Raw genomic sequence first — 24,012 nt, 5'->3', positions numbered from 1 at the left:
ACTAAATGTTTAAAGGTTCGCAAGGACGTAAAACTCAGCAAAGATAGGAATGATTTTAAATTAGCATAAAAATTCGGATGTTCTTTAAAACTAAAAAACTTTGTCAAAGGTTTGAAACTTTGACAAAGTGGTGATTTTTTAAAACTTGTTTGATGTCAAGAAACGTCAATCAAGTTTGGAAATTTTATTTGGATGACAAATCCCATAGCCCCGATAGGAACGGCATCCTTTTTTGCTTTTTTAAAAATCTTGTTTTGACTACAAATGTTCTGAAAGCAAAAAAGATATAGTGGATAGCGGGATTAGCTCCTAGTTAAATTTAATCTTCTTCTTTTTTCTTTTTGAAGAGATTTGCGAAGAAATCCCATCCGAAAAACAGCACCAAAATAGCTACTGCAACCCACCAATATGAGGTTTTGTTCGCCTCGCCTGTATTGGTCGCTTTGAACATTCTGTCCCAACGGATCTTTTTTCCTGGCGCTTGGTACGTGGAATTCGCATCTGCGAATAAACCTTCAACACTCAGCCAAGTAAACATTGGACGACCAACGATATTTTCCTCTGGAACGACTCCGAAAAATCTTGCATCCAAAGAAGCATCGCGGTTGTCTCCAATCATCATATAATAATTTTGTTTGATGGTATACTGGCTGGTTTCCTGACCGTTAACAAATATTTTTCCATTTTTGTTCTCCAATTTGTTGTGCTCGTACTCGGAAATGATCCATTTGTACATTGGAAGTGTTTCCTGATCCAATTTTACAACATCTCCTTTTTTGGGAATTCTAAGTGGTCCGTACCAGTCTTGGTTCCACGGTTTGTTGACTGGATAGATGGAATTGGTTGTGTCTATGTTTTTTGTGTAAGCTGTTTTATCTGCATTCACTTTGTACCTTACTGCGCCTTCTCCTTTTTCTTCGACGATTTCGGTCATCTCTGTCACGCCCGGAAGTTCTTTGATTTCTTTGGCTGTTTGATCCGTTAAACCTTGGAAAGCGTAAACAAATCCTTCGTTGGTTTGATTTTCCTGAGCTGGAAGAAAACCATAAGCCTTGTATAATTGAAGAATATCTAATTGAGAATTTGACTTCACAAGATAACCGTGTTGCTGGTACTCATCGCCTAGGATTTTCTCTGGTGCGTTGTTTACAAATAATCTTCCTGCACGAAACTCGATCACATCGCCAGGAATCCCGACGCATCTTTTCACATAAGGATCTTTTCTGTCGATAGAAGTATGAACGGAATCTTGTGGGTAGTTGAAAACAACGATGTCGTATCTTTTAATCTCGTCATAAGCTGGCAATCTTAAATAAGGTAATTTCACCGCATCAACATAAGATTTCGGATCGTCTTTTGGATTTCCTTTTTGTCCCGTATCGAAAATAGTTCCTTGTAAAAATGGCAAAGCCACTGGTCTCATCGGCATTCTGTAACCGTAAGCCCATTTGTTAACGAATAAGAAATCTCCAACTAACAAAGTTCTTTCCATAGATCCCGTCGGAATCCCGAAAGGTTGCGTAATGAAAGTATGAATGATGGTTGCAAAAACGACTGCAAAAGTCACAGAACCCAAGAATGTTTCTTTCTTTTTGCCTTCTTCCTCCTCTTCTTCAGTTTCTACTTGTGGATCTTTTCCATAGTTTACCGTCGCCATATAGATAAATGGCAAGATCACCGTCAAGAATGCATCTACAGCGCCTCTTTTCCCAAATTTCTTCATTAGAAAAATGTGGAAAACAGACATCATAATAGGTCCTACAATTGGCAAATAAGCTAAAATCGCCCACCATTTTGAATGGTTGGTTTCTTTTAGAATAATAACGTAATTATAAAAAGGAACGAAAGAAAGCAATGGATTATAACCCATCTTTTTGAATAACTTCCAAGTTGTAAGTCCCATCAATACACTCAGGATGAGGACATAAATGGTATAGGTAATGATGTAATTCATATATTGGCTTTTGGCAATTGGCTGTTCGCCTTTTGCTGATTTTTATTATTAGTTTTTGATGTATGGTTTTTGTTACAGAAATAACTTGATGAAATTAATTTTCCCCTCAATCCTAAAGGGAGAATTAATTTCAAAAATATTACAATCCTAAAACATCTTTCATTGTGAAAATCCCTTTTTTATCAACAATCCATTCTGAGGCAATCACGGCGCCTAAAGCAAATCCGTTTCTATTGTAGGCGGTATGTTTGATTTCGATTTCATCTACTTCGGATCTGTAAAAAACGCTGTGTGTTCCTGGAACCTCATCTTCGCGAATGGCAAAAATACCTAATTCTTTTTCTTTGGTCTCCTCCAGTTTCCAAGCTTCGAAATTTGAATTGTTGATGATGCCTTCTGCCAGAGAAATCGCTGTTCCACTCGGCGCATCCAATTTGTGAATGTGATGAATCTCCTCCAACTGACAATTATATTCAGAGAATTTGCTCATCATTTTAGCCAGATTTTCATTCAAAGCGAAAAACAAATTCACGCCTAAACTGAAATTTGAGCCGTACAAAAACGCTGTATTATTTTCCAGAGCAATCCTTTCGATTTCTGGTTTTTGATCCAGCCAACCAGTTGTTCCGCAAATGACAGGAATTTTATTCTCAAGACAAGTTTTGATGTTTTCAAAAGCAACTTCCGGATTGGAAAATTCTATGACAACATCGGGATTGTTTAAGTTTTCGGTAGTTGGTGTTTCGCGCAATCTCGCAACGATCTCGTGACCACGACTTTGAGAAATCTCATCGATGATCTTTCCCATTTTCCCGTAACCTACCAATGCTATTTTCATTTTTCTTTATTATTTGTAATGGAAAATAAAATTCGTTTTCCCAACTCTAAAGGGAGAAATTTTATTTTAAGTATTTTAATTAAAATCTAAAATTAAGGCTCAATCCAGCTCGTGCGTAGGAATTTGTAAATTGATCATTGATGATGGTCGGCATCACGGCAAGATCCGGATCATTCCGACCTTCGTACAAATGTGCATCTACAACGGCATCTACAATATTTAGAATGTAAATCAGAGCGGAAATTCCGATGGCGTAATCTCGCTGTCTTTTGGATCTGTCTTGTGCATTTCCCAGCACGTTTTTGTCAATTCCGTTAATTCCGGAAAACTCGTGAGGAAGTCCATTAAGTTCAGAAACAAAGGCATTTCTGTAACGTTTATATTGATTTTCATTCCAAAGTGCAACTCCAATCCCGGTTCCCACTGCGCCCCAAACAATCGGGATTTTCCAATATTTCTTATTGTAGAATTGTCCCAATCCAGGTAAAACAGCAGAGTAGAGACCAGCTTTCGCAGGACTTAATTTTGTGACTTTCAAAGGTGCATTTTTCTGATCGATGTCTTTCAAAATCTGAGCTTCAGAAGTTGGTTTCGCAGCAGGAATGCTGTCTTTAGGATGATTTTCCACACGAATCGTATCGTTGGGATTCACCTGCGAAAAAGCAAAACTGAAAGAAAAGAACAAAAAAAGTGTGAGTAATTTCTGCATTTATCTAATGTGTGCAAGAATGCTTTCCAGCTCTTCTTCATTTTTAAAATCGAGAACAATCTTCCCTTTTTTCCCGTTTGCCGAAGTTTTGATCTCAACATTTACATTCAAAATATCTGACAAACTTTTCTGAGCTTTTTTGAAATGATTTGGGATGATGGATTGCTTCGCAACTTTTTCCGTGTCCTGAGCATTTTTCATAAGACCAGCCAACTGCTCGGCTTGTCGCACGTTCAATTGTTCTTTGACGATTCGATCAAACAAGATCTGACGTTTCTCTTCAGAATCCAATCCCATAATTGCACGACCGTGACCAGCAGAAATCTGACCACTTCTCACGCCTTTTTGAATATCCGGAGACAACTTCAAAAGACGAACACTATTCGTAATCGTACTTCTCTCTTTTCCAACACGTTGACTCAGATTTTCTTGAGTCATCCCAACTTCGTCCAATAATCTTTGATAAGTCAAAGCAACTTCAATTGGATCAAGGTCTTCTCTTTGAATATTTTCTACCAAAGCCATTTCTAGCAATTCTTGGTCATTAACCAAACGAATGTAAGCCGGAATCGTTTCCAAACCTGCAATCTTAGAGGCACGATAACGTCTTTCTCCAGAAATGATTTCGAACTTCGGTCCGTCTTTTCTAAGTGTGATCGGCTGAATAATACCTAAGCTTTTGATCGATTCGGCAAGGTCATTCAGTGCTTTCTCATCAAAGTAAGTTCTTGGCTGATTTGGATTTGGGTAGATATCATCGATGGAAATTTCTACGATATTACCTACCAAAGATTTTGCACCTTCATCCGAAGCGGAGTTGATATTCGACTTGCTTTCGGCATTCAAAATTGCGCCGAGACCGCGACCCATTGCTCTTGTTTTGTCTTTCATTTTGCAAATGGCAATTAGCTAATAGCTTTTTGCTTTTTTAAATATGTTATAATTTTATCCACAATTAGCTAAAAGCCAACTGCAATAAGCTATTTAATTCTTTATTAATTTCTCGTTTCTCAGCAAAACTTCTTCTGCCAGTTGGATGTATTGGATGGCGCCTTTGCTTTCTGCATCATAGCTCAAGATGCTTTCTCCGAAACTTGGTGCCTCGCTCAATCTTACATTTCTGCTGATGATTGTTTCGAAAACCATTTCTGGGAAGTGGGAATTTACCTCTTCCACAACTTGATTGGACAATCTCAATCGGCTGTCGTACATCGTCAAAAGCAAACCTTCGATATCCAAATCTGGGTTGTGAATTTTCTGAACATTTTTGATAGTGTTCAATAATTTGCCCAAACCTTCCAAAGCAAAATATTCGCATTGGATCGGGATGATCACAGAATCTGCAGCAGTTAAGGCATTAATGGTGATCAAACCTAAACTCGGCGCACAATCGATGATGATGTAATCGTAATCCTCTCTGATTGATTTCAAAGCTTCGCGCATCATATACTCCCGGTTTTCACGATCTACCAATTCTATTTCTGCCGCAACCAAATCGATATGAGAAGGGATAATGTCCACGTTTGGCGAAGTTGTAGGCAAAATACATTTGGCTGCTTCTGCGCTGTGCTCCAACAAATGATAGGTAGAAAAATTGATTTCTTCAACACCCAAACCAGAACTCGCATTAGCTTGTGGATCTGCATCGATCAAGAGAACTCTCTTTTCCAATACGCCCAAAGCTGAAGCTAGATTGACAGCTGTGGTAGTTTTTCCAACGCCACCTTTCTGATTTGCAACACCTATAATTTTTGCCATAAACATTAATTTAATCCTCAAAAATACGATTTTTTAGCACTTAGAAAGATTTCTAAAAACCCCAATGCCGTTAAAGTGTTGTTAATTAAACGATTGACTTCAAAAAAAATTATCCACATTTCATTACAAAATGTGGATAATTATAAAAAACGTGATGTTTAATATTTACATAGTCTTGATTTTCAGACTATTCAATTTTCATGGAAATCGGCATTCTGAAAGAAGATCTTACAGCTTTGCCTTTTAATTGTGCAGGTGTCCATTTTGATTTGATAGACTTCACTGTTCTTTCTGCTTCTTTGTTGAAATCTGAGTTAGTTCCAGATATTTTTATATTAGAAATACTTCCGTCTGTCTCTACCACAAATGTAATGACGCCAGAAACAACTGCACCTTCTTGACCCAAAGATTCTGTATCAAAACCTTGTGCTACTTTTTGACGAAAAGCATCGATTCCGCCTTTGAAATTTGCAGCAACATCAACACTATTAGGATTGAAAACTTCATTTGGATCTACAGGTTTTGCTGGTGGCGCAGATGGAAGAACAGATGGCGGACCTGCTATTGCAATTGGAGGAGCCGACGGAATCGTAGTTTCTCTTCCTGCCTTCGTTTCTATCCCAATAGCAGCGCCTTCAAAATCTTTTTTGGTTGGAACTGGCGTTTCTTTCTTCACCTCTCTCACTGGTTTGAAAATCGGGCTAGCCACTGTTTTGATATCGGGTGGAACTGTAGATGCAATTTCCGGCTTTGGTTTGTCAGGAATTTCTACACTTATCAATTTACGAGGATTTTCATACGTAGTAATATCATTTGGAATCACCGTGGTTGAAAATGCAGAAATTACCAATGGAACAATGGACAATGAAGCAAAAAAGGCGACACCAATGTAAACTGCCTTTGTAAGGTTGCCAGAGTATTCGTTTCTAAGAACATAAGCACCGTAAGATTTATTTCTATTTGAGAAAACAATCTCGTCTAAATTGTCTTTCGCGAAAAGAGATGAAAAATTTTTCATGATAAATAAAAGTATTAAATTAAATAATTAGCAAAGTATTTCAATATAGTTTGAGAACACATCAAACAACATTCCAAATTTTAAACTATTTTTCAAATAAATTATGAATAACATACATATTTATAAAATTCATTATCAGAAGAATTGGAAATCACAGAAATAGATGTAATTTAATGTTATGAAATTGATTGCATAATCAAAAGACATTTGACAGTTCAATGATCTTTAAAAAATTCAAATCACCCGTATGAAATTCTTATTTATCATCAGTTTACTTTTAAGTTTTTGGACGAAGGCTCAGGATGGATTTGTATTGGAGAATACTGAGAAAACTGTTATCAAATTTAAATTAATCAACAACCTCATCTTCATTCCTATGACCGTAAATGGTGTGGAACTCAATTTTCTTTTGGACTCGGGTGTGGCGGAAACTTTGCTTTTCAGTTTGGAGAACAAAGATGTCGATTTTAAAAATATAGAGAAAATCACTTTCAAAGGTTTGGGAGAATCTGTAAGCATCGAAGCTTTAAAATCTATCAAAAACAACATTACCATCGGGAAAAACTTTGTGGATAAATCCCATACTATTTTTCTGGTTTTGGATCAGGAATTTAATATTTCTCAGGATGTTGGCGTTCCCATCAACGGAATCATTGGTTATTACTTTTTCAAAAATCATCCGATCGAAATTAATTATATTAAAAAAACCATCACCATTTACAAAGACCAATCCAAATTTCCAAAAAAAGTAAAACGATTTTCTGAGTTCCCGATGAGCGTGGAAATGAACAAACCTTATATGAACGCCGATGTGGAAATGAAACACGAGAAACAAAGTTCGAAACTGCTTTTGGATCTTGGAAACACAGATTCGGTTTGGCTTTTCCCGGCACTAATAAAGGATTTCATCTACAATAGACCGAATATTGATGATTTTTTGGGACGCGGATTCAGTGGTGATATTTTTGGAAAACGAAGCAGAATCAACTCGCTTTCTTTTGGAAAATTTACGCTTAACAAACCGATTGCATCAATGCCAGACGAGTTTTCTATTCAACATTTGAAAATCGTAAAGGACAGAAAAGGTTCGATTGGCTCGGAGATTCTTCGGAGATTCACCATTATTTTTGATTATCCTAATAATAAAATTTATATGAGATCCAATAAACATATCGGAGATCCCTTTTTGATCGACGGAAGCGGGTTGGAAATCAAACAAAACGGATTGCTCTGGGAAAAAGAAGAAGTGAGAATAGAACCGGTGCGAGTAAAAGTAGGAAATAATGAATCTCACGTAACCAATATTCAAGAAAATTTCCAGTACAAATTCTCATTAAAACCAAATTTCATAGTGTCTGGAACGCGTAAAGATTCACCAGCGCAGAAAGCTGGAATTCTAAAAGATGACAAACTGATTAGCATCGATAGAAAAGTTGCGAAAGACTTGACCTTAAACAAAATCCATCAAATCCTGAAAACGGATGTCAGCCGAAAAATAAATCTGGAAATCCAACGAAACGGACTTCCAATGAAATTTGAATTTACACTGGAAGATCCCATTCCCTATATTGAGGAATAGGAATTGCTAAGTGATTACCAATAAACTATAATTATGAAGGAAACTTTGAACAGCATCCGAAACAGACCGAGATTCAAGCTTTATACGGATCTTTCTTTGGAAGAATACGAGGCTAATCTGAAAGATTATCTCGACAAAAATCACGATCAGTTTTACGGAAACATCAATAAGGAAGTGGCAACTATCTTTGTGAGAACAGAATTGGACGACTACTGGAAACCAAACCTCTCGCTGAGAATTGAGAAGGAAGACGACACAACTGTCATCCGAGGTGTTTTTGGGCCAAGTGCTTCCGTGTGGACTTTTTTTATGTTTCTTTATTTTTTGCTGACGGTTTCTTGGATGACTTTCTTCACGTTATATTATGTCGAAAAACAAATCAAAACAGACAACTACCCTTGGAGTTTGCCATGTTCGTTTGTCGTTTTGTTTTTGATTGCTGTCACTTACGCAGGCGCGAGATTTGGGCAACATAAAGCCAAATATGAAATGAGTTTATTGAGGAGATTTGCAGAAGAATCTACGCTCCATGTGGAAAAAGAAGATTAATTTTTGATTTTCTTTTCTTCTATAAAATGTTTGAATTTCAATCCGATTTTCATTAGTAAATACTGAAATGGTTTTTGTTTCTTGTAGTATTTTTTGATGAAAATATCCATCGCTCCGAAGAATCTATCAAGATAAACCTTATCTTTTACCGTACTTTCACCTTTATAATGAAGAATTGAATACTTTCCGTAATAGATATTTCTGTAACCTTTTCTCAAAATCGTATAGCAGAGATCTATATCTTCGCCATACATAAAATAGCGCTCGTCAAAACCTCCAACTTCCTCGTAAAGAGACTTTTTCATTAAGAGATTTGCACCGGTCATTACCTCCACTTCTGCGATTTCCGTTTCTGCAACATCGTTTCTGTAATAGGTTTTGGAATCATTATTAAGCTTGGTAAATAATTTTTCGAATGAATTGATCAATGCCGGAACAGATCTTTTACTCTCCGGCAAAAACGTACCATCTGTATCGTGCATCCTCAATCCCAATGCTCCGATTTTCTTTTGAGAATCTGCGAAATCAAGAATCTCTTTAAAGTAGTCTCCTTCGATTTCTGTGTCCGGATTTAAGATAAAAACATATTCACCATTTGCAGATCTCACACCAATATTATTCGCTTTGGAGAAGCCAAGATTTTCTTTTAATTCAATAAAATGGACATTATGAAACTCATTAATCAAAACTTTCCACTCCGGATTGGGGGAATCATTATCCACGACAATGATTTCATAATCAAACCCTTGAAAATATCTATTAATGGAAAGAATACAGTTTCTCAACAGATCCTTCACCTGATAATGTACAATAATCACACTTACTTTCATCAGCTGGCTTCGTTATAAACAGTTCTGTTGGTAATGGACCTTCCAAGTGATATTTCGTCTGCATATTCCAGCTCGTCACCTACGGAAATCCCCCTGGCAATACTGGAAAATATCACCTGAAAAGTTTTGAATTTTTTATAAATATAATATGCCGTCGTGTCGCCTTCCATCGTTGCGCTGAGTGCAAAAATGAGTTCCTTCACCACGCCATCGTTTAGTTTTTTTTCTATACTGCCGATTCTTAGCTGGCTTGGTCCGATGCCTTCCATCGGTGAAATTTTCCCACCAAGAACCAGATATTTTCCACGGAACTTTCCCGTATTTTCTATCGCCATCACATCCCGAACATCTTCCACAATACAAAGCAAATCATCATTTCGCTTATGGTCGTTGCAAATATCACAAACCTCCGAGTCTGAAAAGTTATGACATTCTTTGCAATATTTGATTTCCGTGACAAGCTTTTGGATTGAGTTCCCCAAAGAAATACCTTGAGAAGCCGGCTGACGCAACAAGTGCAAAGCCAAACGAAGCGCCGATTTTTTCCCTATTCCAGGCAAACCAGATATTTCTTCAACAGCTTTCGATAAAACTTTACTTGGATAATCCATAATTTAAGATACAAGACAATAGATCTAAGAGTCTAGATGTATTAGTCTTTGTTGATTTTCTCGTAGGTTTGGAAATAAAAGTTATGATTGTTTTTTTCGTCTTTTTCGTGGAATTCTTCATCAGTTTTCTGCCAGATCTTCAAATCGATTTTTGGAAAGAAGGTATCAGCTTCGAAATCCTCATCCACAAAAGTGATTTCCAATCGATCGGCTAATTCCATTGTCTGATTATAAATCTCGCCTCCACCGATGATAAAAACATCCTCGTCAATTTTCTTTGCAAATTTGATTGCCTCCTTCAGTTTTGAAACAATCAGAATATCTTCCGAGAACCAATTTTCTTTTCTACTTACCACGATGTTGGTTCGGTTTGGTAAGGGCTTGCCAATACTTTCAAAGGTTTTCCTTCCCATAACAATGGGATGGTTTTCGGTAAGCGATTTGAAATGTTTCAGATCTTTTGGAAGTTTCCAAAGCAGTTGGTTGTCTTTGCCCAATGCGTTGTTTTTTCCTATTGCTGCAATTATCGTAATCATAATATCTACAAAACTACATTTTTATGTTTAATTAAGAAAAAATTATGATATGTTAGTTCTCATAATTTGTATTTTTGGCAAAGTTTATGGAGTTTGGACGCTAAAAGACTTTGAAGTTTGGAGTTTGATTGATACAAATTGAAACATAAAAAATTAATTTTAAATAAAATCCGATTAGAATCTACACATGAAAAAGATTTTTTTAGCATCTGCCTTTACATTTTTGGTCTTGGTGAGCTGTAATAAAGATAAAGACATTCTTAATTCTTTGAATGATTACAACCTAAGCCAACAAAACAAAGGGTACAACTTTGGTGATAAACTTCAAATCCCACAAGACGTTTTGGATTATGCGGAAGCGATTACCATTAGTTTTGGAGACAAGGAAAGCAATAACCTGGCAATTGACCCAAACTTTTTTACTTTAGGTGAAAATGACGTCACTTTTAACATTAAAACAAAAAGTGGTGAAACGTTACAACAAGATGCAACCATCAATGTTTTTGCAAAAGCAAAAGCCCGAACAATATCTTATGAGGTTATAAACCAATATCCACACGATCCCAAAAACTTTGTACAAGGTTTCCAATTAGAAGGCAATACTGTTTATGAATCTGACGGACAACAGGGACAATCTAGAATCATAAAATATAATCTTGGATCAACAGAACCTATCATCAGCGTTCCACAAGCTGCAGAATATTTCTCGGAAGGAAGTACAATAGTTGGTGATAAAGTCTATCAATTAACTTGGCAAAACAAGAAAGGTTTTATTTATGATAAAAACACCTTGAAATTAGTGAGCGAATTCCCTTACGACAATATGATAGGCGAAGGCTGGGGATTGACTTATGACGGGAAAGAACTGATCTTGTCCGATGGGACCAAAAATCTATATTTCATCAATCCAGAAAATCCTTCAAAAGTTCTGCGTACGATTGCAGTTGCAAGCAACACAGAAGGCTATGATCAATTGAACGAATTGGAATATCACAACGGCTCTATCTACGCCAACGTTTGGCAGAAACCAATCATTCTACAGATCAATCCTGCAAACGGAGAAGTCATAGGAATCATTGACCTTACCAACATTGCAAAGCAAAATACAAGCGGAAACGATGATGTCCTGAACGGAATCGCTTTCAAAGGTGACAATATGTTGGTAACAGGAAAGAACTGGAATAAAATCTACGAGATCACAATTAAATAATTCTCAGAATAAACCTTAATGATAAAACAAAAGAAGCTTCAAATGAAGCTTCTTTTTTATTTTGTTACATTACTATTACCTGAACTATTATTGTCTGCTAACTTGAATGGCGTATTGGAAGTTGTATTAATAACAGAATGCCTGATAACAACTTGCGTATTCTCCACTAGCTTTTTACGGGACAAATACTGGCTTGAGCAAACATTGGAACTCATCTCATAATCTCCCTGCGGAAGAACAACGCTTTCTGTTTTTTTGGAGCCCACTGGAATGCTGTGACTTGTATCTCCTACAATGTTCATTGTGAAATCACAGTCAGAATCATTATTAATGACCAAAACCATATTTGTATTTGAAGGATCAGAATTGAAAAGTTGATTCAGCAATGAGATTGCTTTGTTCTCGATGGGTAATCGAACATGCTTTGTTTTCATGTGATTGGTTTCCAACATGACGCTGGCATTTGAACCTCCGAAAACCGGCGAAAGAGTTTGGGTAGATGCACAACTCACTAAGCAACCACCAAGAAGAAGCAAAAAAATTCTATTCATTTTTCAATCTGAATTTGATATAAGTAATGGTTTTTCCTTTGGATGAAAATAAATCCTCGTAATAAGTTCTAATATCTCTAAGCAATGGCGTATCTGGCTGATACTCCGGAGCACCGTAAATGTCGTGATGGGCAGTCAATATCTCGTGACCTAGACCTTGCAAAAGTCCCAATGTGTAACCATGCAAATATTCAGAATCTGTTTTTAGATGCATAACACCGTCTGGTTTCAGAATGCTTCTGTACATTTTCAGAAATTCCGGATTGGTCAACCTGTGTTTGGTTCTTCTGTATTTGATTTGTGGATCTGGAAAGGTGATCCAGATTTCGGAAACTTCTTTCGCTGCAAAAAGATTGTCGATCAATTCAATTTGAGTTCTAAGAAATGCTACGTTTTTAAGATCATCCTGAATAGCTTCTTTGGCTCCAAACCAAAATCTTGCACCTTTGATATCAACGCCGATAAAGTTTTTATCTGGAAAAGATTTTGCTAGTCCAACGGAATATTCACCTTTTCCGCAACCAAGTTCTAAAACAATTGGATTATCGTTACCAAAAAATTCGTTCCATTTTCCCTTGTGTTCAAAATTACTGATCGCCTCTTCTCTTGTCGGTTGGATCACATTTGGTAAAATTTTGTTCTCTCGGAATCTTGCTGCTTTATTCTTTCCCATTAAGTCAGTTTTCTCTTTGTTTTAAAACCGCAATAAAAATAAAGATTAATCTTGAAGTCACAAAAATAATTAAGATTTATTTAAGATTTAATAAAAATAAATAAGGTTTATCAATTTTGAGATGTAACCTGCATCAAATGAGAGTTTTGCAATCTGCGAAGATAAATTGGAAGATATTTTTCGATATAAATTTTCGCTGCTTCGTAATTATTATTCGCCAAATAGTCCGTAATATTATCCGAACTGTAGACAAATTGAAGGAAATTAGGAATTAATTCCTTTGGAATTTTCATTTTCACAAAATAATCGTCACCATAATAATCCTGAAGATTTTTGATGTTTTTTGCCATTCTCTCGTACTGATAATAGCGCTCTTTTTTCTTCTTCTCACCAGAGATCAAATCAAAAATACTATCGATACTAAAACTAAGACCTTGGTTGAAAGACATTACAGGGATTTCCGGAGAATTGCCATCGCCTTTTGGTTCTGGAAGTCCAATCATTTTTCGGAGTTCAAATGCTTTTTCGGAACCTTTCAGCATTGCAACATCTCGTCTAAGATTCCCAGTCGGTTTGAAAGAGCTGATGATCACTTCCTGAATCTCATAGTAAGCAATCTGCAACTCGATGAAGTTTTTTCGCATTCCCAACATTTGAGCAGTCACTTCGATATCTTTTCTCTCCGTCGCGATGGATGTAAATCTGAGGATATCGCCTTCTTTCACAGCAATTTTGAACTCGCCGTTATAATTTGCAACAACACTTTTGTGCGCATTGATATTGGTAACGTAAACCTGATTGAGATACAGACTGGATTTATCTCTGATAAAAATCTCGCCCTGCAATTCCTGTCCGTAAACAGACGACAGGCAAAACAATAGCGCAATGGTAAAAATGTTCCTCATAATTATTCGGCAAATTTATAGAGAATAAAATAGAGAATACGCACAAAAAAAAGCTGATAAGGTTAAAATTTTATTAAACTTTGTCGGCTTTTTGTTAAGTACTTTTAATAATAATCTGTTTTCTAAAACAATTGTTAAAAACAAATTGATTAGTCTGAGTTTCTGTTTTTGAGGAGGATCCAACCTGTCAATGTATCTGGTGGCGCACCTTCGTAGTCCTGCCATTGAAGAAGGTACCAGTAAGTTCCTGTCGAAAGTGGATTTCCATTTTCTTTACCATCCCAAATGTAATGATTAACAGCATTTCCCTCGAAAAGCTTTTTTCCATTTCTATCAAATATTTGAAATTTTGGATTTAGCTTGTAAGAAAGCATAGACATATCTATGTTATCATTTTTCCCATCATTATTAGGTGTGATGACGTTAGGAATTTCGATAACAGCAAATACCTGAACTACTGGATTACAATCATCCGCTGATTTTACATATAAAGTATAAGTTCCTTTGCCATCTTTTATAGGTAGTGTATAGGAAGAACTGTTTGTGGGTGTGCTGTAATCTGAATCAGCGGGTAGATAGTCTAAATCACCATCTTTCTTAAGATAATATGAATAAGGTGGATTTCCTTTGCTGACAGTTACTGTTACAGAATATTGTCCTTCCACATCAATTGTATTAATAGTGGGCAATTCAAAGGTTTTAAGGAGAATCTGTGCTGGTTTGGATTTGTTATTACAGCCATAGATATTTGTAACTATTACATAAACCGTTTTGTCAGGTTCAGATTTGTAATATTCAAGGTCTGAAACTGGTATTTTTTGTGTCAGTGCAGAATCTTTAAAATACTCATATTTATCATAGGTAACGTCTTGATTGATTGGTTTTTCAAAAATATCTTTCAGGTTGTACATTCCTTTTCCATCAAAATTAACACATTGAACATCTGATATATTTGTCAATTTTATTTGGGCAATATCAACAGTTACCGTCACTTCTTCTGAATCAGGAAAAGTTCCAAAACTCTCAAAATAATATTTGAAAGTAACTTTTTCCAAACTGGTATTTTCTGCATCAAAGTAAACATTGCCAGTAGCCTTATCTACCCATGCTCTGCCTCCCGCCGGATGTTGCGAAATAAATGTTCTTGAAACATCAATTGATCCTGCAGAAGCTTTGGTAAAAGTAGGCACAATAGTAGGAATACTCATGCAGTTTCCTATTGTATAAGGACTGCTGGTAGTAAGCTCTGCACATTTCAAATATTTGAACTCGTTGGTTTCTCTTGCGGGAAGACAAGAATATTTGGTTACGTTACACTTGTAATAACCAAATTTCAAACCTGGACTTATAAAATAAGTTGATCCAGGATAAGGAACATAAGAACCAAGTGTATCATCTGGGCTGTATGTCCATTCATAAAGATCATAAATATCGTCCACTACCAACTCCTGCCCCTTGGCACAATCTCCAACTTTCGCAATAGCAGGAACTGAACTAAACCCTGCAAAGTAACCTCCAAATCCTACATTAGTAGAGCCACCAGCAATACCAGCTGTTATTGCACTACCGTTTTTAGATTCAACTGTGATATCATCCTTTACAGCAAGAACAGAATACAATTCCCATTCGGCAGTTCCTAAAACAGGATAGGGACCAAGCAAACCTGTTTTGGAATCATTCACATAAACATCAGCTCCTTTTTGTGCTATTATATTTAATTTAACATCATGTTTTACAAACGTTCCAAAATTCGTACTCACTTCATTTTCATCAACAGCACTCAATTCATCAATTTTACTCGGAAGGAAGCAAGACAAGGCCGGAATAAGATTCATACCACCTGAAGCCTCTTCATTAGCAGAACTTCCGGCCAATAATTCGTATACATAAACATTTTCCGAAGTTCGTACATAAAGCCCAAATATGTTATCTGTCGGCACAACGGGGAAATATTTATTACTGTCCACGAAAACAAAATCACCAGCATTTGCCAAAGTATGATCAGGAGTTGATGTTGTGTTATTATTTAAAAAAACATTTGTATTAGGTTTTGTTGCAATAACGAGTGTCTTTTCCATTATGGATGGCGTTGGAGAATTGAGATTGCCATTCCCATTCATTACAATGAATTCTTGTCCCGTTTTACTAACCGGAATGGACTGATCCATAAATATATCTATACCAGTATCAGCAATTCTCCCAGAAAAGCTACCATTAGAAACACTTATAGGTTTGTCACTTTCTATTTTTGAACCAATTAGACCTCTTTTAAAATCTTGACTTCTACTGTTATTAATCTCAAAAATATAAGATTCTCCTTTGTTGAGAACTACACTTTTGGTTGCAGATGGTGCATAATCGTTTGTAAAACCGAGACCAGCATCATATCCTGACAATGTAACTGTTGTGGAGTTTTCGGTTGCAATTACACTTGCCGTATGATTAGAATTCGCAGTGGGACTTCCCAAATTCACTTCGGGCATCCCAAGATAAAACAGCTCTCCCAAGCCACCCAAACCTTTAGATGTTACAATCTCTGCATGATTCGTAACGGAAAATCTAAGGTTCGCAAAAAACTTTTTAGACCCAACGAGGTGCAAGCCTTTATTCAGAACAGACAATCTATCACTATCTTCATTTGTAACAATGTATTGTTTTGGTATCTTAAAAACTGCTGGACTTCCCTTGGCTATCGTTTCATTTCCTATCAGATTTCCAGCACTGTAGATTTCAACTAAAAAAGGTGTTGTTTCTTTTGTAGAAAGATAGACTGCTTGATAATTACTACTCGACGATCCGTAATTATTGGCCATAGGCGCAAACCAATGCTCCACATCCATCTGTGCAAAAAATAATGACGAAATAAAAAGTAATAAGAATCGAAAGCTCTTTTTCAAAATATTAAATATTAGGACGACAAATTTAGTCTATTTTATTTTTCGAAATTCCATAATAAACACAAAAAAATCCTGCCATAAAAATATAGCAGGATTTAATTTATTTATTTGAATCTCAATTAAGAAAGAGCAACTCTTACGAATCCTGTTACTTTAAGATCTCCGTTCACAGACTTCACATAGTCAGCAACACTGATTCCAGCATCTTTGATGAAAGACTGGTGTACCAAAGTATTGTCTTTGTAGAATCTCTGCATTTTACCTTTAAGGATATTATCAATGATGTTTGCAGGTTTACCTTCTTTTGTCAACAATTCTCTTTCGATCTCCAATTCTTTGTCGATAGTTTCCTGAGAAACTTGAGTCTCGTCTAGAGCGATTGGGTTCATTGCAGCAACTTGCATAGAAACAGATTTTGCAGCTTCGTCAGCCCCATCTACTTTTGCAGAAAGTGAAGTGATAGAAGCAATTTTGTTTCCAGCGTGGATATAAGCACCTAAGAACGCACCTTGGATACTTTCAAAAGCACCGATCTCGATTTTTTCTCCGATGATTCCAGTTTGCTCGATCAATTTATCAGCAACAGATTGTCCGTGGAAGTCAGAAGCCAAAAACTCTTCTTTGTTAGAATATGCAACAGCTTGCTCAGCCAATTCGTAAGCCAATTCTACGAAAGCATCATTCTTAGCAACGAAGTCAGTCTCACAGTTAAGAGAGATGATCGCTCCCAATGTGTTGTCTTGGTTTACTCTTGCGATAACTGCACCTTCAGAAGAATCTCTGTCTGCTCTGTTTGCAGCCACTTTTTGTCCTTTTTTTCTAAGGATGTCGATTGCTTTTTCGAAATCTCCTTCAGCTTCTGTAAGAGCTTTCTTGCAATCCATCATTCCTGCACCTGTGGTGTTTCTTAGTTTTGCTACATCTGCAGCTACTGGTGTATACATAATGAAATTATTTTTTATTATTTGTTTTGATTTTACGCTTTCACGTTTTTCAGCGTGCAAATATAGTGATTTTTATAAAAAAATAATGCACATTATTATTCTTAATTAAATGCAAAGCCAGACTGTCTTTTCTTAAATAAAAATTGGTGAACTTCTAATTTATTATGAGAAATTTCACATCATTTAACAAGATTTAATTTATTTTTACGTTTTAAAGACCACAACGATATTTATTATAATGAAGAAGATATTTTTACTTTTATGCATCACGATTGGTATTTCTGCATTTTCACAGAGCGTTTTTGAAGCCAAGCAAACAACAGACAGAGCCGTAGTTGAGAAGTTCATCAAAGCAAACCCAAACCATCCCGCCGTTCCTCAATTAAGACAAAGAGCACTTTCTCTAAAGTATGGCGGAACTTCCCAGGTTGCAAAACCAAGCGTGAGCCAAATGACGGAAAACAGGATCGAAAGAACCTCAACCGTTGGAACATCATCTACTAAAGGTCAACCATCGGAACAAGCAAAAAATACAGCGGCCGTTCTAACCAGCCTTTTCAGTAACAATCCAAATAAGAAAGAAGCAATCGTACAATTTGTGAACAAATCACAGTGTAACCTGATCATCAAAATAAGTGGTAAGAAATTTTACAACCTGACTGTTCCGGCCAACGGACAAAACTACATCTTGGTGGACAAGGGAAGTTATAATGTAACGACATCCATCTGCGATGCGGCCTACAATCAAAACAAAGCATTCACAAAAGACGTGATCATTACGCTAAATGGCGGAAAAAGATAAGCTCCCAAAAAATATACTTTGCTGAAGTTTTTTTCAATTACTCTCATTCTGGTTTCATCCCTATTTTTTTCTCAGAAGAAAATCGGCGTCGATTCTTTGAACACCAAAGACGTTCAGGAAATGTTAGGCGATGACTACGGAAGCATCTATCTTTATAAGAACAAAGATCTTAGTTTTACAAAATACGATTCACTCGGAAATCAACTTGGAAAACTGATGTTGACTTTCCCTTACAAAATTCAAAGCGTTACAAATCCGCTGAATATCGTCATGTTTTCTGAAAATGCTCAGGAAATCAAATTTGTTGACCAAAATCTTAATGAGATCCAGAAAATCAATCTGGGTTTAAATTTCGGTTTCATCAAAGCTGTTTATGCAGAGGATCTACAATTTGCATGGATGATAGATGAGAGCAACAAAACCTTGATCCAATACAATTTCCGAAGCACTTCCACGATCAGCTCTTTTCCTTTCAACATCGATCTGACTTCGCTCAAAGATTTTTTGGTGTATAACAACAGAGTCTATATTCTCCGCGAAAGCACGTTCGAAGTTTACAGCACAAAGTCCACACTACTCTATTCCACGCCTATTTCCAATGCGAAAAAACTTCGAAGATTCAACAATGATATTTGGATCTTCGGAAGCCAAAGCATCCACAAATTCGACGGCAAAGACCTTACTCAAATCTTCCAAAACGAAAGCGCAAAAATTGTGGATAAAAATAACTCTGGATTTTTGGCACTCATAAAAGACAAACTTTATCTTTACACCAAATAAATGATAATCGATAATTCATAAATGATTTAAAAATTTCGGTTTATCAATTTTATCATTCATCAATTATCACCTATCAATTATAATTAGAAATGCATATCGCTGTCACAGGAAATATTGGAGCCGGAAAAACAACCCTCACGACGATGTTATCAAAACATTACAATTGGGAAGCACAATTCGAAGACGTGGATCACAATCCTTATTTGGACGATTTTTATGGTGATATGTCAAAATGGAGTTTTGCACTTCAAATCTACTTTTTGGGAAGCAGATTCCGACAGGTGAAGGAAATCCGTGAGAGTGGAAAAAACGTGATCCAAGACAGAACGATCTATGAAGATGCACACATTTTTGCAGAAAATCTAGCTGAGATGAATCTCCTTTCCGAACGTGATTTTAACAATTATTTATCAGTTTTTTCATTGATGAAAGACTTCGTTTCGGCACCGGATTTGCTAATCTACCTCAGAGCAGACGTTCCTACTTTGGTGAGACAAATCTCCAAAAGAGGACGAGAATATGAAGCCGGAATCAGCATAGATTATCTATCTAAACTGAACAACAAATACCAAAGCTGGATAGAAAACTACAAGGAAGGGAAACTTCTTATTATTGATGTTGATGATCTGGATTTTGTAGAAAGACCGGAAGATTTCGGTTACATATTAGAAAGAATTGATGCAGAGTTGAACGGTTTGTTTTAAATTATTTTTGGCGAAATAGTTTGACAAATCTGAAAAATTACAATCGCCAAAGTTATAATTGAAAGCATCACCGTTATGATAAAAGTAATCCACAACAACAGCTGTCCAAAGTCCAAAGCCATCTTGGAATATCTGGACGAGAACGATATCAAATTTCAAATCATCGATATCAAGAAAGATCCATTGAGCCTTTTTGAACTGAGAACACTTTTCAAAAAACTCAACAAAAATCCAAGCCGGATTTTGAGACATTCTACAGAGCTATTCAAAAAATATTTCTCAGACTCCGAATCTGTGAATGACGAGCAAGCCTTGGAAGTCATCGCCTTGAATCCCGAATTGATACAATGCCCTATCCTGATCAAAGGAAAGATCGCAATGCCGGGAAATCCGTTGGAAAACGTAAAATTCTTTATCGAGAATTAAGACAAAATAAAGAAACATAGAGACAGACGTGAAATATGAATTATTAAATATTCCACGTCTGTTTTTTTATGAATTATTTTTAAAATAATTTGCCTATCCGGAAAATAATCCTTTATTTTGCACTCTCAAATATTCATTAGTCAAAAGAACATCGAGATATGTCAAGAATTTGCCAAATAACAGGTAAGCGTGCAATGGTAGGAAACAACGTTTCCCACGCTAATAACAAAACGAAAAGACGTTTTGAAATTAATTTACTAGAGAAGAAATTTTTTCTTCCTGAGCAAGATAAATCAGTAACCCTGAAAGTTTCTGCACACGGATTGAGAATTATCAATAAGATTGGTATCGAGGAGGCGCTTGAAAGAGCAGCTAGAAATGGATTTATTAAAAACACTACTAAGTAATGGCTAAAAAAGGTAACAGAGTTCAGGTAATTCTAGAATGTACTGAGCATAGAGAAAGCGGTGTAGCAGGAATGTCAAGATACATTACTACAAAAAATAAAAAGAACACTACAGAGAGATTGGAGCTTAAAAAATTCAATCCAGTTCTTAAGAAATATACTGTTCACAAAGAAATTAAGTAATCTATAAAGATATTTTACAATGGCAAAAAAAGTAGTAGCAACGCTTCAAGGTGGTGCTGGATCAAAAAAAATGACCAAAGTTATCAAAATGGTGAAGTCTTCTAAATCTGAAGCTTACGTTTTTGAAGAAAAAGTAATGAACGCTGACGAAGTTGAAGCTTATCTTAAAAAATAATCTCTCAACCGGATACAATATAGAAAACTACTCTTTTTAAGGGTAGTTTTTTTGTTATATTTGTTTCCAGTAAAATCATTTATCGATTATCATTAATCATTTATACATCAAATGAGTTGGTTTAAAAAAATATTCAAAAAAGAAGATAAGGAAACACTTGACAAAGGATTGGAAAAATCCAGCCAAGGTTTTTTTGATAAAATATCCAGAGCCGTTGTCGGCAAAAACACAGTGGACGACGAAGTGCTTGACAATCTGGAAGAAGTTCTCATCGCTTCCGACGTAGGCGCAGAAACGACCATCAAGATTATCAAAAGAATCGAGGAACGCGTTGCAAGAGATAAATATGTTAACGTAAGCGAACTTGACGAAATTCTTAAAGAAGAAATCTCTGCGCTACTACTAGACAATCCACATCTTGATACGGATAACATTGATACTAGTAAAAAACCTTACGTCATCATGGTTGTAGGCGTCAACGGTGTTGGAAAGACAACTACGATAGGGAAACTTGCTCATCAATTCAAATCTCAAGGACTGAACGTGGTTCTTGGTGCGGCAGATACTTTCCGTGCGGCCGCTGTAGATCAATTGGTAATCTGGAGCGAAAGAGTTGGCGTTCCGATCGTAAAGCAAGAGATGGGATCAGATCCCGCTTCTGTGGCATTTGATACCGTACAATCTGCGGTTGCTCAGGATGCTGATGTTGTCATTATCGACACCGCAGGAAGACTTCACAACAAAGTGAACTTGATGAATGAACTTTCGAAAATAAAACGTGTGATGCAAAAAGTTTTACCGGATGCGCCTCACGAAGTTTTATTGGTTTTGGATGGCTCAACTGGTCAGAATGCATTTGAACAGGCAAAACAATTTACTGCCGCAACAGAAGTTACTGCACTGGCAGTTACAAAGTTAGATGGAACAGCAAAAGGAGGCGTTGTGATTGGCATCTCTGATCAATTTCAAATCCCTGTAAAATATATTGGCGTTGGTGAAAAAATGCAAGACCTTCAAATTTTTAATGGTATGGAATTTGTAAACTCATTCTTTAGAAAGAGATAAACAAATCACACTATTAACATTAAAAAATTTAAACTATGGGTATTTTAACATGGATTATTTTCGGTCTTATCGCCGGAGCAATCGCAAAAGCAATTCATCCAGGGAATGATCCTGGAGGTTGGGTAGTAACAATCATTATTGGAATCTTAGGCGCAATGCTCGGAGGTTGGTTAGGCTCTATGCTCTTGGGCGTGGATGTATCTGGATTCAATTTCTCTAGTTTCCTTGTTGCAATTGGAGGTTCTGTACTATTACTGTTTTTATACAGGATGGTTACAAATAAATAAAGTGATATTAGATTTACAACAAAATCTGAAATTATTAAAAAATGCGTCAAAATTTGACGCATTTTTTGTGAGTGTATTTATAAAAAAATTGTAATTAGATTTTGGTCATACAACAATGGAGATTAATGCAACTTATCAAGGAAAGCATTTGTTTCGCTTTGTAGATTTTCCCAATCCGAATTGTTGTAAATGATATAATCCGCCAGTTTTATCTTATCTTTTTCTGGCATTTGCTTGTGCATTATCGCCTCAATTTCTCGGTAGGTTTTATTGTCGCGATCCATCGTTCTTTTGATTCTTAGATTGTCATCTGCCGTTACCAAAAGAGATTTGTAACATTGCTCATGCAGATTAAGTTCAAACAAAAGCGCCGTTTCTTTGAAAATGAATTCCGAAGTTTGGGAACTTACCCATTTTTCAAAATCCAATCTAACCGCTGGGTGAATCAAATGATTGAGTTCGTTCAAAACCTCAGAATCGATGAAGACTTTCTTCGCTACAAATCTTCTGTTGTATTTCCCATCTTGATAAGCTTCTTGGCCTAGAAGTGCTATGATTTTTTCCTTCAATTCAGAATCTTTGTTGACAATATTTTTTGCCTCATCGTCCGAATAGTAAACCGGAAAACCTTTCTCCTCCAGCAATTTTGCAACGGAAGTTTTTCCTGACCCAATGCCGCCTGTCAACCCAATGATCCTGGGAGGAGGAATGTCTTCCTGATTTTGATTTATATCTTGTATGTCCATAATTTAATATCCAAAAATTTCATTAAAACTAAAAGTCTGATCCAGCTTCACGCCTCTTTCCGTCATCTTCAGACTCGCCAATTCGTTGTGTGCATCGTGTTCGAAGAACAAAAGATAGTCATTGTCCACGCATTGTTTCAAAAATTTTCCCTTTTCCTCCATTGTCAACAGTGGTCGCGTGTCATATCCCATCACATAAACCTGCGGAATGTGACCAGCAGTCGGAATCAGATCCGCCACAAATACAATGGTTTTCTCTTGATATTGCAGAACTGGCAACATTTGTTTCTCCGTGTGACCATCCACAAAAATGACATCCATTTTCAAGTCTGGCGCAAAGCCATAATTTCCCGTGGTTGGCAAAGGTAGAAAGTTCAGTTGTCCACTTTCTTGCATTGGCAGAATATTTTCTTTCAAAAAACTTGCCTTTTCTCTCGGGTTGGGTTCGGTTGCCCATTGCCAATGGTTTTCGTTGGTCCAGAAATGTGCATTTTTAAACGCTGGTCTGTAACCGGATCTATCATCATTCCACTCCACTGCACCACCGCAATGATCGAAGTGAAGGTGCGTGAGAAAAACATCCGTGATATCATCTCTCACAAAACCATATCTTTTCAAATTCTTATCCAAAGAATCATCGCCCCAAAGTGAATAATGTCCGAAGAATTTCTCGTCTTGTTTGTCACCGAGCCCACAATCGATTAAAATTAATTTTTTGCCATCTTCCACAAGAAGAGAACGCGTTCCAAGTTCAATCAGATTTCTTTCGTCTGCTGGATTTGTTTTTTCCCAAAGCGTTTTTGGGACCACGCCAAACATTGCGCCACCATCTAATTTAAATTTTCCACACTGGATCGGATATAGTTTCATAAATAT

General features: G+C 36.5%; 28 protein-coding genes. 12 read left to right on the top strand and 16 right to left on the bottom strand.

Features of this window, described 5'->3' with window-relative positions:
- Positions 1–319: 319 nt before the first annotated feature.
- The 6 genes from lepB to IO90_RS10550 all read right to left on the bottom strand — a co-directional run bounded on the left by lepB (position 320) and on the right by IO90_RS10550 (position 6,277).
- The gene (gene lepB, locus IO90_RS10575; protein ID WP_034966277.1) at positions 320–1,954 is read right to left on the bottom strand and encodes a signal peptidase I; all 1,635 of its coding nucleotides are present in this window, start codon (positions 1,952–1,954) and stop codon (positions 320–322) included.
- Positions 1,955–2,093: 139 nt separating this feature from the next.
- Complete coding sequence (gene dapB / locus IO90_RS10570) at positions 2,094–2,792, bottom strand: 4-hydroxy-tetrahydrodipicolinate reductase (RefSeq protein ID WP_034966274.1); 699 nt, start codon at positions 2,790–2,792, stop codon at positions 2,094–2,096.
- Between the two features lie 79 nt (positions 2,793–2,871).
- Entirely contained in the window at positions 2,872–3,501 is a 630-nt protein-coding gene (locus tag IO90_RS10565; protein WP_034966272.1) for a DUF5683 domain-containing protein, read from the bottom strand.
- Positions 3,502–4,392 carry a ParB/RepB/Spo0J family partition protein gene (locus IO90_RS10560; RefSeq protein ID WP_034966270.1) on the bottom strand — a complete coding sequence of 297 codons (891 nt, stop codon included), beginning with the start codon at positions 4,390–4,392 and terminating at the stop codon, positions 3,502–3,504.
- A 93-nt stretch (positions 4,393–4,485) separates the two neighbouring features.
- Positions 4,486–5,259 carry a ParA family protein gene (locus tag IO90_RS10555; protein WP_034966267.1) on the bottom strand — a complete coding sequence of 258 codons (774 nt, stop codon included), beginning with the start codon at positions 5,257–5,259 and terminating at the stop codon, positions 4,486–4,488.
- Positions 5,260–5,446: 187 nt separating this feature from the next.
- Positions 5,447–6,277 (bottom strand): energy transducer TonB, encoded by an 831-nt coding sequence (locus IO90_RS10550; RefSeq protein ID WP_034966265.1) that lies wholly within the window; start codon positions 6,275–6,277, stop codon positions 5,447–5,449.
- Positions 6,278–6,524: 247 nt separating this feature from the next.
- Between IO90_RS10550 and IO90_RS10545 the strand changes: the two genes are divergently transcribed.
- Together IO90_RS10545 and IO90_RS10540 are read left to right on the top strand one after the other, a co-directional pair.
- The gene (locus tag IO90_RS10545; RefSeq protein WP_034966263.1) at positions 6,525–7,856 is read left to right on the top strand and encodes a PDZ domain-containing protein; all 1,332 of its coding nucleotides are present in this window, start codon (positions 6,525–6,527) and stop codon (positions 7,854–7,856) included.
- Between the two features lie 33 nt (positions 7,857–7,889).
- On the top strand, positions 7,890–8,405 hold the full coding sequence (locus IO90_RS10540; protein ID WP_034966260.1) for a hypothetical protein: 516 nt from the start codon (positions 7,890–7,892) through the stop codon (positions 8,403–8,405).
- Here IO90_RS10540 and IO90_RS10535 read toward each other — a convergent pair.
- The 3 genes from IO90_RS10535 to IO90_RS10525 are packed head-to-tail and all read right to left on the bottom strand — an operon-like array spanning position 8,402 to position 10,382.
- Complete coding sequence (locus IO90_RS10535; RefSeq protein ID WP_034966257.1) at positions 8,402–9,235, bottom strand: glycosyltransferase family 2 protein; 834 nt, start codon at positions 9,233–9,235, stop codon at positions 8,402–8,404. The two genes, IO90_RS10540 and IO90_RS10535, sit on opposite strands and share 4 nt — an antisense overlap.
- Positions 9,235–9,846 carry a recombination mediator RecR gene (gene recR, locus IO90_RS10530; RefSeq protein WP_034966253.1) on the bottom strand — a complete coding sequence of 204 codons (612 nt, stop codon included), beginning with the start codon at positions 9,844–9,846 and terminating at the stop codon, positions 9,235–9,237. Before recR ends, IO90_RS10535 begins: the two co-directional genes overlap by 1 nt.
- Before the next feature lie 41 nt (positions 9,847–9,887).
- Entirely contained in the window at positions 9,888–10,382 is a 495-nt protein-coding gene (locus IO90_RS10525; RefSeq protein WP_034966249.1) for a dihydrofolate reductase, read from the bottom strand.
- A 187-nt stretch (positions 10,383–10,569) separates the two neighbouring features.
- On the opposite strand from IO90_RS10525, the gene IO90_RS10520 reads away from it, so the two are divergent.
- Positions 10,570–11,592: a glutaminyl-peptide cyclotransferase gene (locus IO90_RS10520; protein WP_034966245.1), complete on the top strand. Its 1,023-nt coding sequence runs from the start codon at positions 10,570–10,572 to the stop codon at positions 11,590–11,592.
- A 56-nt stretch (positions 11,593–11,648) separates the two neighbouring features.
- Here the strand turns inward: IO90_RS10520 and IO90_RS10515 are convergent, their stop codons facing one another.
- The 5 genes from IO90_RS10515 to tsf all read right to left on the bottom strand — a co-directional run bounded on the left by IO90_RS10515 (position 11,649) and on the right by tsf (position 17,562).
- Positions 11,649–12,143, bottom strand: coding sequence for a DUF6759 domain-containing protein (locus IO90_RS10515; RefSeq protein ID WP_034966243.1), 495 nt, complete (start codon positions 12,141–12,143; stop codon positions 11,649–11,651).
- On the bottom strand, positions 12,136–12,816 hold the full coding sequence (trmB, locus tag IO90_RS10510) for a tRNA (guanosine(46)-N7)-methyltransferase TrmB (RefSeq protein WP_034966241.1): 681 nt from the start codon (positions 12,814–12,816) through the stop codon (positions 12,136–12,138). The genes IO90_RS10515 and trmB overlap by 8 nt, the downstream gene beginning before the upstream one ends.
- Before the next feature lie 110 nt (positions 12,817–12,926).
- Positions 12,927–13,721 (bottom strand): hypothetical protein, encoded by a 795-nt coding sequence (locus IO90_RS10505; protein ID WP_051878537.1) that lies wholly within the window; start codon positions 13,719–13,721, stop codon positions 12,927–12,929.
- Between the two features lie 149 nt (positions 13,722–13,870).
- On the bottom strand, positions 13,871–16,618 hold the full coding sequence (locus tag IO90_RS10500; protein ID WP_131450864.1) for a T9SS type B sorting domain-containing protein: 2,748 nt from the start codon (positions 16,616–16,618) through the stop codon (positions 13,871–13,873).
- Between the two features lie 119 nt (positions 16,619–16,737).
- A complete protein-coding gene (tsf, locus tag IO90_RS10495; RefSeq protein ID WP_034968910.1) occupies positions 16,738–17,562 on the bottom strand; it encodes a translation elongation factor Ts in 825 nt (274 codons plus the stop codon).
- Positions 17,563–17,800: 238 nt separating this feature from the next.
- Here tsf and IO90_RS18380 point away from each other — a divergent pair, with 238 nt between their 5' ends.
- The 9 genes from IO90_RS18380 to IO90_RS10455 all read left to right on the top strand — a co-directional run bounded on the left by IO90_RS18380 (position 17,801) and on the right by IO90_RS10455 (position 22,390).
- Positions 17,801–18,364, top strand: coding sequence for a DUF6759 domain-containing protein (locus IO90_RS18380; RefSeq protein WP_051878534.1), 564 nt, complete (start codon positions 17,801–17,803; stop codon positions 18,362–18,364).
- 18 nt (positions 18,365–18,382) lie between these two features.
- A complete protein-coding gene (locus IO90_RS10485; protein WP_131450862.1) occupies positions 18,383–19,144 on the top strand; it encodes a hypothetical protein in 762 nt (253 codons plus the stop codon).
- A gap of 89 nt (positions 19,145–19,233) precedes the next feature.
- Positions 19,234–19,848 (top strand): deoxynucleoside kinase, encoded by a 615-nt coding sequence (locus tag IO90_RS10480; RefSeq protein ID WP_034966236.1) that lies wholly within the window; start codon positions 19,234–19,236, stop codon positions 19,846–19,848.
- A gap of 75 nt (positions 19,849–19,923) precedes the next feature.
- Positions 19,924–20,274 (top strand): arsenate reductase family protein, encoded by a 351-nt coding sequence (locus tag IO90_RS10475; RefSeq protein ID WP_034966235.1) that lies wholly within the window; start codon positions 19,924–19,926, stop codon positions 20,272–20,274.
- A gap of 158 nt (positions 20,275–20,432) precedes the next feature.
- Positions 20,433–20,681 (top strand): 50S ribosomal protein L28, encoded by a 249-nt coding sequence (gene rpmB / locus IO90_RS10470; RefSeq protein WP_028123136.1) that lies wholly within the window; start codon positions 20,433–20,435, stop codon positions 20,679–20,681.
- On the top strand, positions 20,681–20,863 hold the full coding sequence (gene rpmG / locus IO90_RS10465) for a 50S ribosomal protein L33 (RefSeq protein ID WP_028123137.1): 183 nt from the start codon (positions 20,681–20,683) through the stop codon (positions 20,861–20,863). The genes rpmB and rpmG overlap by 1 nt, the downstream gene beginning before the upstream one ends.
- 19 nt (positions 20,864–20,882) lie before the next feature.
- On the top strand, positions 20,883–21,038 hold the full coding sequence (locus tag IO90_RS18645) for a DUF4295 family protein (RefSeq protein WP_064506456.1): 156 nt from the start codon (positions 20,883–20,885) through the stop codon (positions 21,036–21,038).
- Between the two features lie 111 nt (positions 21,039–21,149).
- The gene (ftsY, locus tag IO90_RS10460; RefSeq protein ID WP_034966232.1) at positions 21,150–22,103 is read left to right on the top strand and encodes a signal recognition particle-docking protein FtsY; all 954 of its coding nucleotides are present in this window, start codon (positions 21,150–21,152) and stop codon (positions 22,101–22,103) included.
- A 35-nt stretch (positions 22,104–22,138) separates the two neighbouring features.
- Positions 22,139–22,390 (top strand): GlsB/YeaQ/YmgE family stress response membrane protein, encoded by a 252-nt coding sequence (locus tag IO90_RS10455; protein ID WP_034966230.1) that lies wholly within the window; start codon positions 22,139–22,141, stop codon positions 22,388–22,390.
- A gap of 122 nt (positions 22,391–22,512) precedes the next feature.
- Here the strand turns inward: IO90_RS10455 and coaE are convergent, their stop codons facing one another.
- Together coaE and IO90_RS10445 are read right to left on the bottom strand one after the other, a co-directional pair.
- A complete protein-coding gene (gene coaE, locus IO90_RS10450) occupies positions 22,513–23,136 on the bottom strand; it encodes a dephospho-CoA kinase (protein WP_051878529.1) in 624 nt (207 codons plus the stop codon).
- A gap of 3 nt (positions 23,137–23,139) precedes the next feature.
- Entirely contained in the window at positions 23,140–24,006 is an 867-nt protein-coding gene (locus IO90_RS10445) for an MBL fold metallo-hydrolase (protein ID WP_034966228.1), read from the bottom strand.
- Positions 24,007–24,012: the final 6 nt, after the last annotated feature.

Origin of the sequence: Chryseobacterium sp. FH1 (assembly GCF_000735135.1) — a bacterium.
In the GTDB taxonomy this organism is placed as follows: Bacteria; Bacteroidota; Bacteroidia; order Flavobacteriales; family Weeksellaceae; genus Epilithonimonas.
Note: the sequence above shows the minus strand (reverse complement) of the source record. Positions and strands in the feature narration are given on the sequence as shown.

Bases quoted from the DNA above. Each gene is read 5' to 3' on its own strand.
- lepB (WP_034966277.1), bottom strand. From the start codon at position 1,954: ATGAATTACATCATTACCTATACCATTTATGTCCTCATCCTGAGTGTA.
- dapB (WP_034966274.1), bottom strand. From the start codon at position 2,792: ATGAAAATAGCATTGGTAGGTTACGGGAAAATGGGAAAGATCATCGAT.
- IO90_RS10565 (WP_034966272.1), bottom strand. From the start codon at position 3,501: ATGCAGAAATTACTCACACTTTTTTTGTTCTTTTCTTTCAGTTTTGCT.
- IO90_RS10560 (WP_034966270.1), bottom strand. From the start codon at position 4,392: ATGAAAGACAAAACAAGAGCAATGGGTCGCGGTCTCGGCGCAATTTTG.
- IO90_RS10555 (WP_034966267.1), bottom strand. From the start codon at position 5,259: ATGGCAAAAATTATAGGTGTTGCAAATCAGAAAGGTGGCGTTGGAAAA.
- IO90_RS10550 (WP_034966265.1), bottom strand. From the start codon at position 6,277: ATGAAAAATTTTTCATCTCTTTTCGCGAAAGACAATTTAGACGAGATT.
- IO90_RS10545 (WP_034966263.1), top strand. From the start codon at position 6,525: ATGAAATTCTTATTTATCATCAGTTTACTTTTAAGTTTTTGGACGAAG.
- IO90_RS10540 (WP_034966260.1), top strand. From the start codon at position 7,890: ATGAAGGAAACTTTGAACAGCATCCGAAACAGACCGAGATTCAAGCTT.
- IO90_RS10535 (WP_034966257.1), bottom strand. From the start codon at position 9,235: ATGAAAGTAAGTGTGATTATTGTACATTATCAGGTGAAGGATCTGTTG.
- recR (WP_034966253.1), bottom strand. From the start codon at position 9,846: ATGGATTATCCAAGTAAAGTTTTATCGAAAGCTGTTGAAGAAATATCT.
- IO90_RS10525 (WP_034966249.1), bottom strand. From the start codon at position 10,382: ATGATTACGATAATTGCAGCAATAGGAAAAAACAACGCATTGGGCAAA.
- IO90_RS10520 (WP_034966245.1), top strand. From the start codon at position 10,570: ATGAAAAAGATTTTTTTAGCATCTGCCTTTACATTTTTGGTCTTGGTG.
- IO90_RS10515 (WP_034966243.1), bottom strand. From the start codon at position 12,143: ATGAATAGAATTTTTTTGCTTCTTCTTGGTGGTTGCTTAGTGAGTTGT.
- trmB (WP_034966241.1), bottom strand. From the start codon at position 12,816: ATGGGAAAGAATAAAGCAGCAAGATTCCGAGAGAACAAAATTTTACCA.
- IO90_RS10505 (WP_051878537.1), bottom strand. From the start codon at position 13,721: ATGAGGAACATTTTTACCATTGCGCTATTGTTTTGCCTGTCGTCTGTT.
- tsf (WP_034968910.1), bottom strand. From the start codon at position 17,562: ATGTATACACCAGTAGCTGCAGATGTAGCAAAACTAAGAAACACCACA.
- IO90_RS18380 (WP_051878534.1), top strand. From the start codon at position 17,801: ATGAAGAAGATATTTTTACTTTTATGCATCACGATTGGTATTTCTGCA.
- IO90_RS10480 (WP_034966236.1), top strand. From the start codon at position 19,234: ATGCATATCGCTGTCACAGGAAATATTGGAGCCGGAAAAACAACCCTC.
- IO90_RS10475 (WP_034966235.1), top strand. From the start codon at position 19,924: ATGATAAAAGTAATCCACAACAACAGCTGTCCAAAGTCCAAAGCCATC.
- rpmB (WP_028123136.1), top strand. From the start codon at position 20,433: ATGTCAAGAATTTGCCAAATAACAGGTAAGCGTGCAATGGTAGGAAAC.
- rpmG (WP_028123137.1), top strand. From the start codon at position 20,681: ATGGCTAAAAAAGGTAACAGAGTTCAGGTAATTCTAGAATGTACTGAG.
- IO90_RS18645 (WP_064506456.1), top strand. From the start codon at position 20,883: ATGGCAAAAAAAGTAGTAGCAACGCTTCAAGGTGGTGCTGGATCAAAA.
- ftsY (WP_034966232.1), top strand. From the start codon at position 21,150: ATGAGTTGGTTTAAAAAAATATTCAAAAAAGAAGATAAGGAAACACTT.
- IO90_RS10455 (WP_034966230.1), top strand. From the start codon at position 22,139: ATGGGTATTTTAACATGGATTATTTTCGGTCTTATCGCCGGAGCAATC.
- coaE (WP_051878529.1), bottom strand. From the start codon at position 23,136: ATGGACATACAAGATATAAATCAAAATCAGGAAGACATTCCTCCTCCC.
- IO90_RS10445 (WP_034966228.1), bottom strand. From the start codon at position 24,006: ATGAAACTATATCCGATCCAGTGTGGAAAATTTAAATTAGATGGTGGC.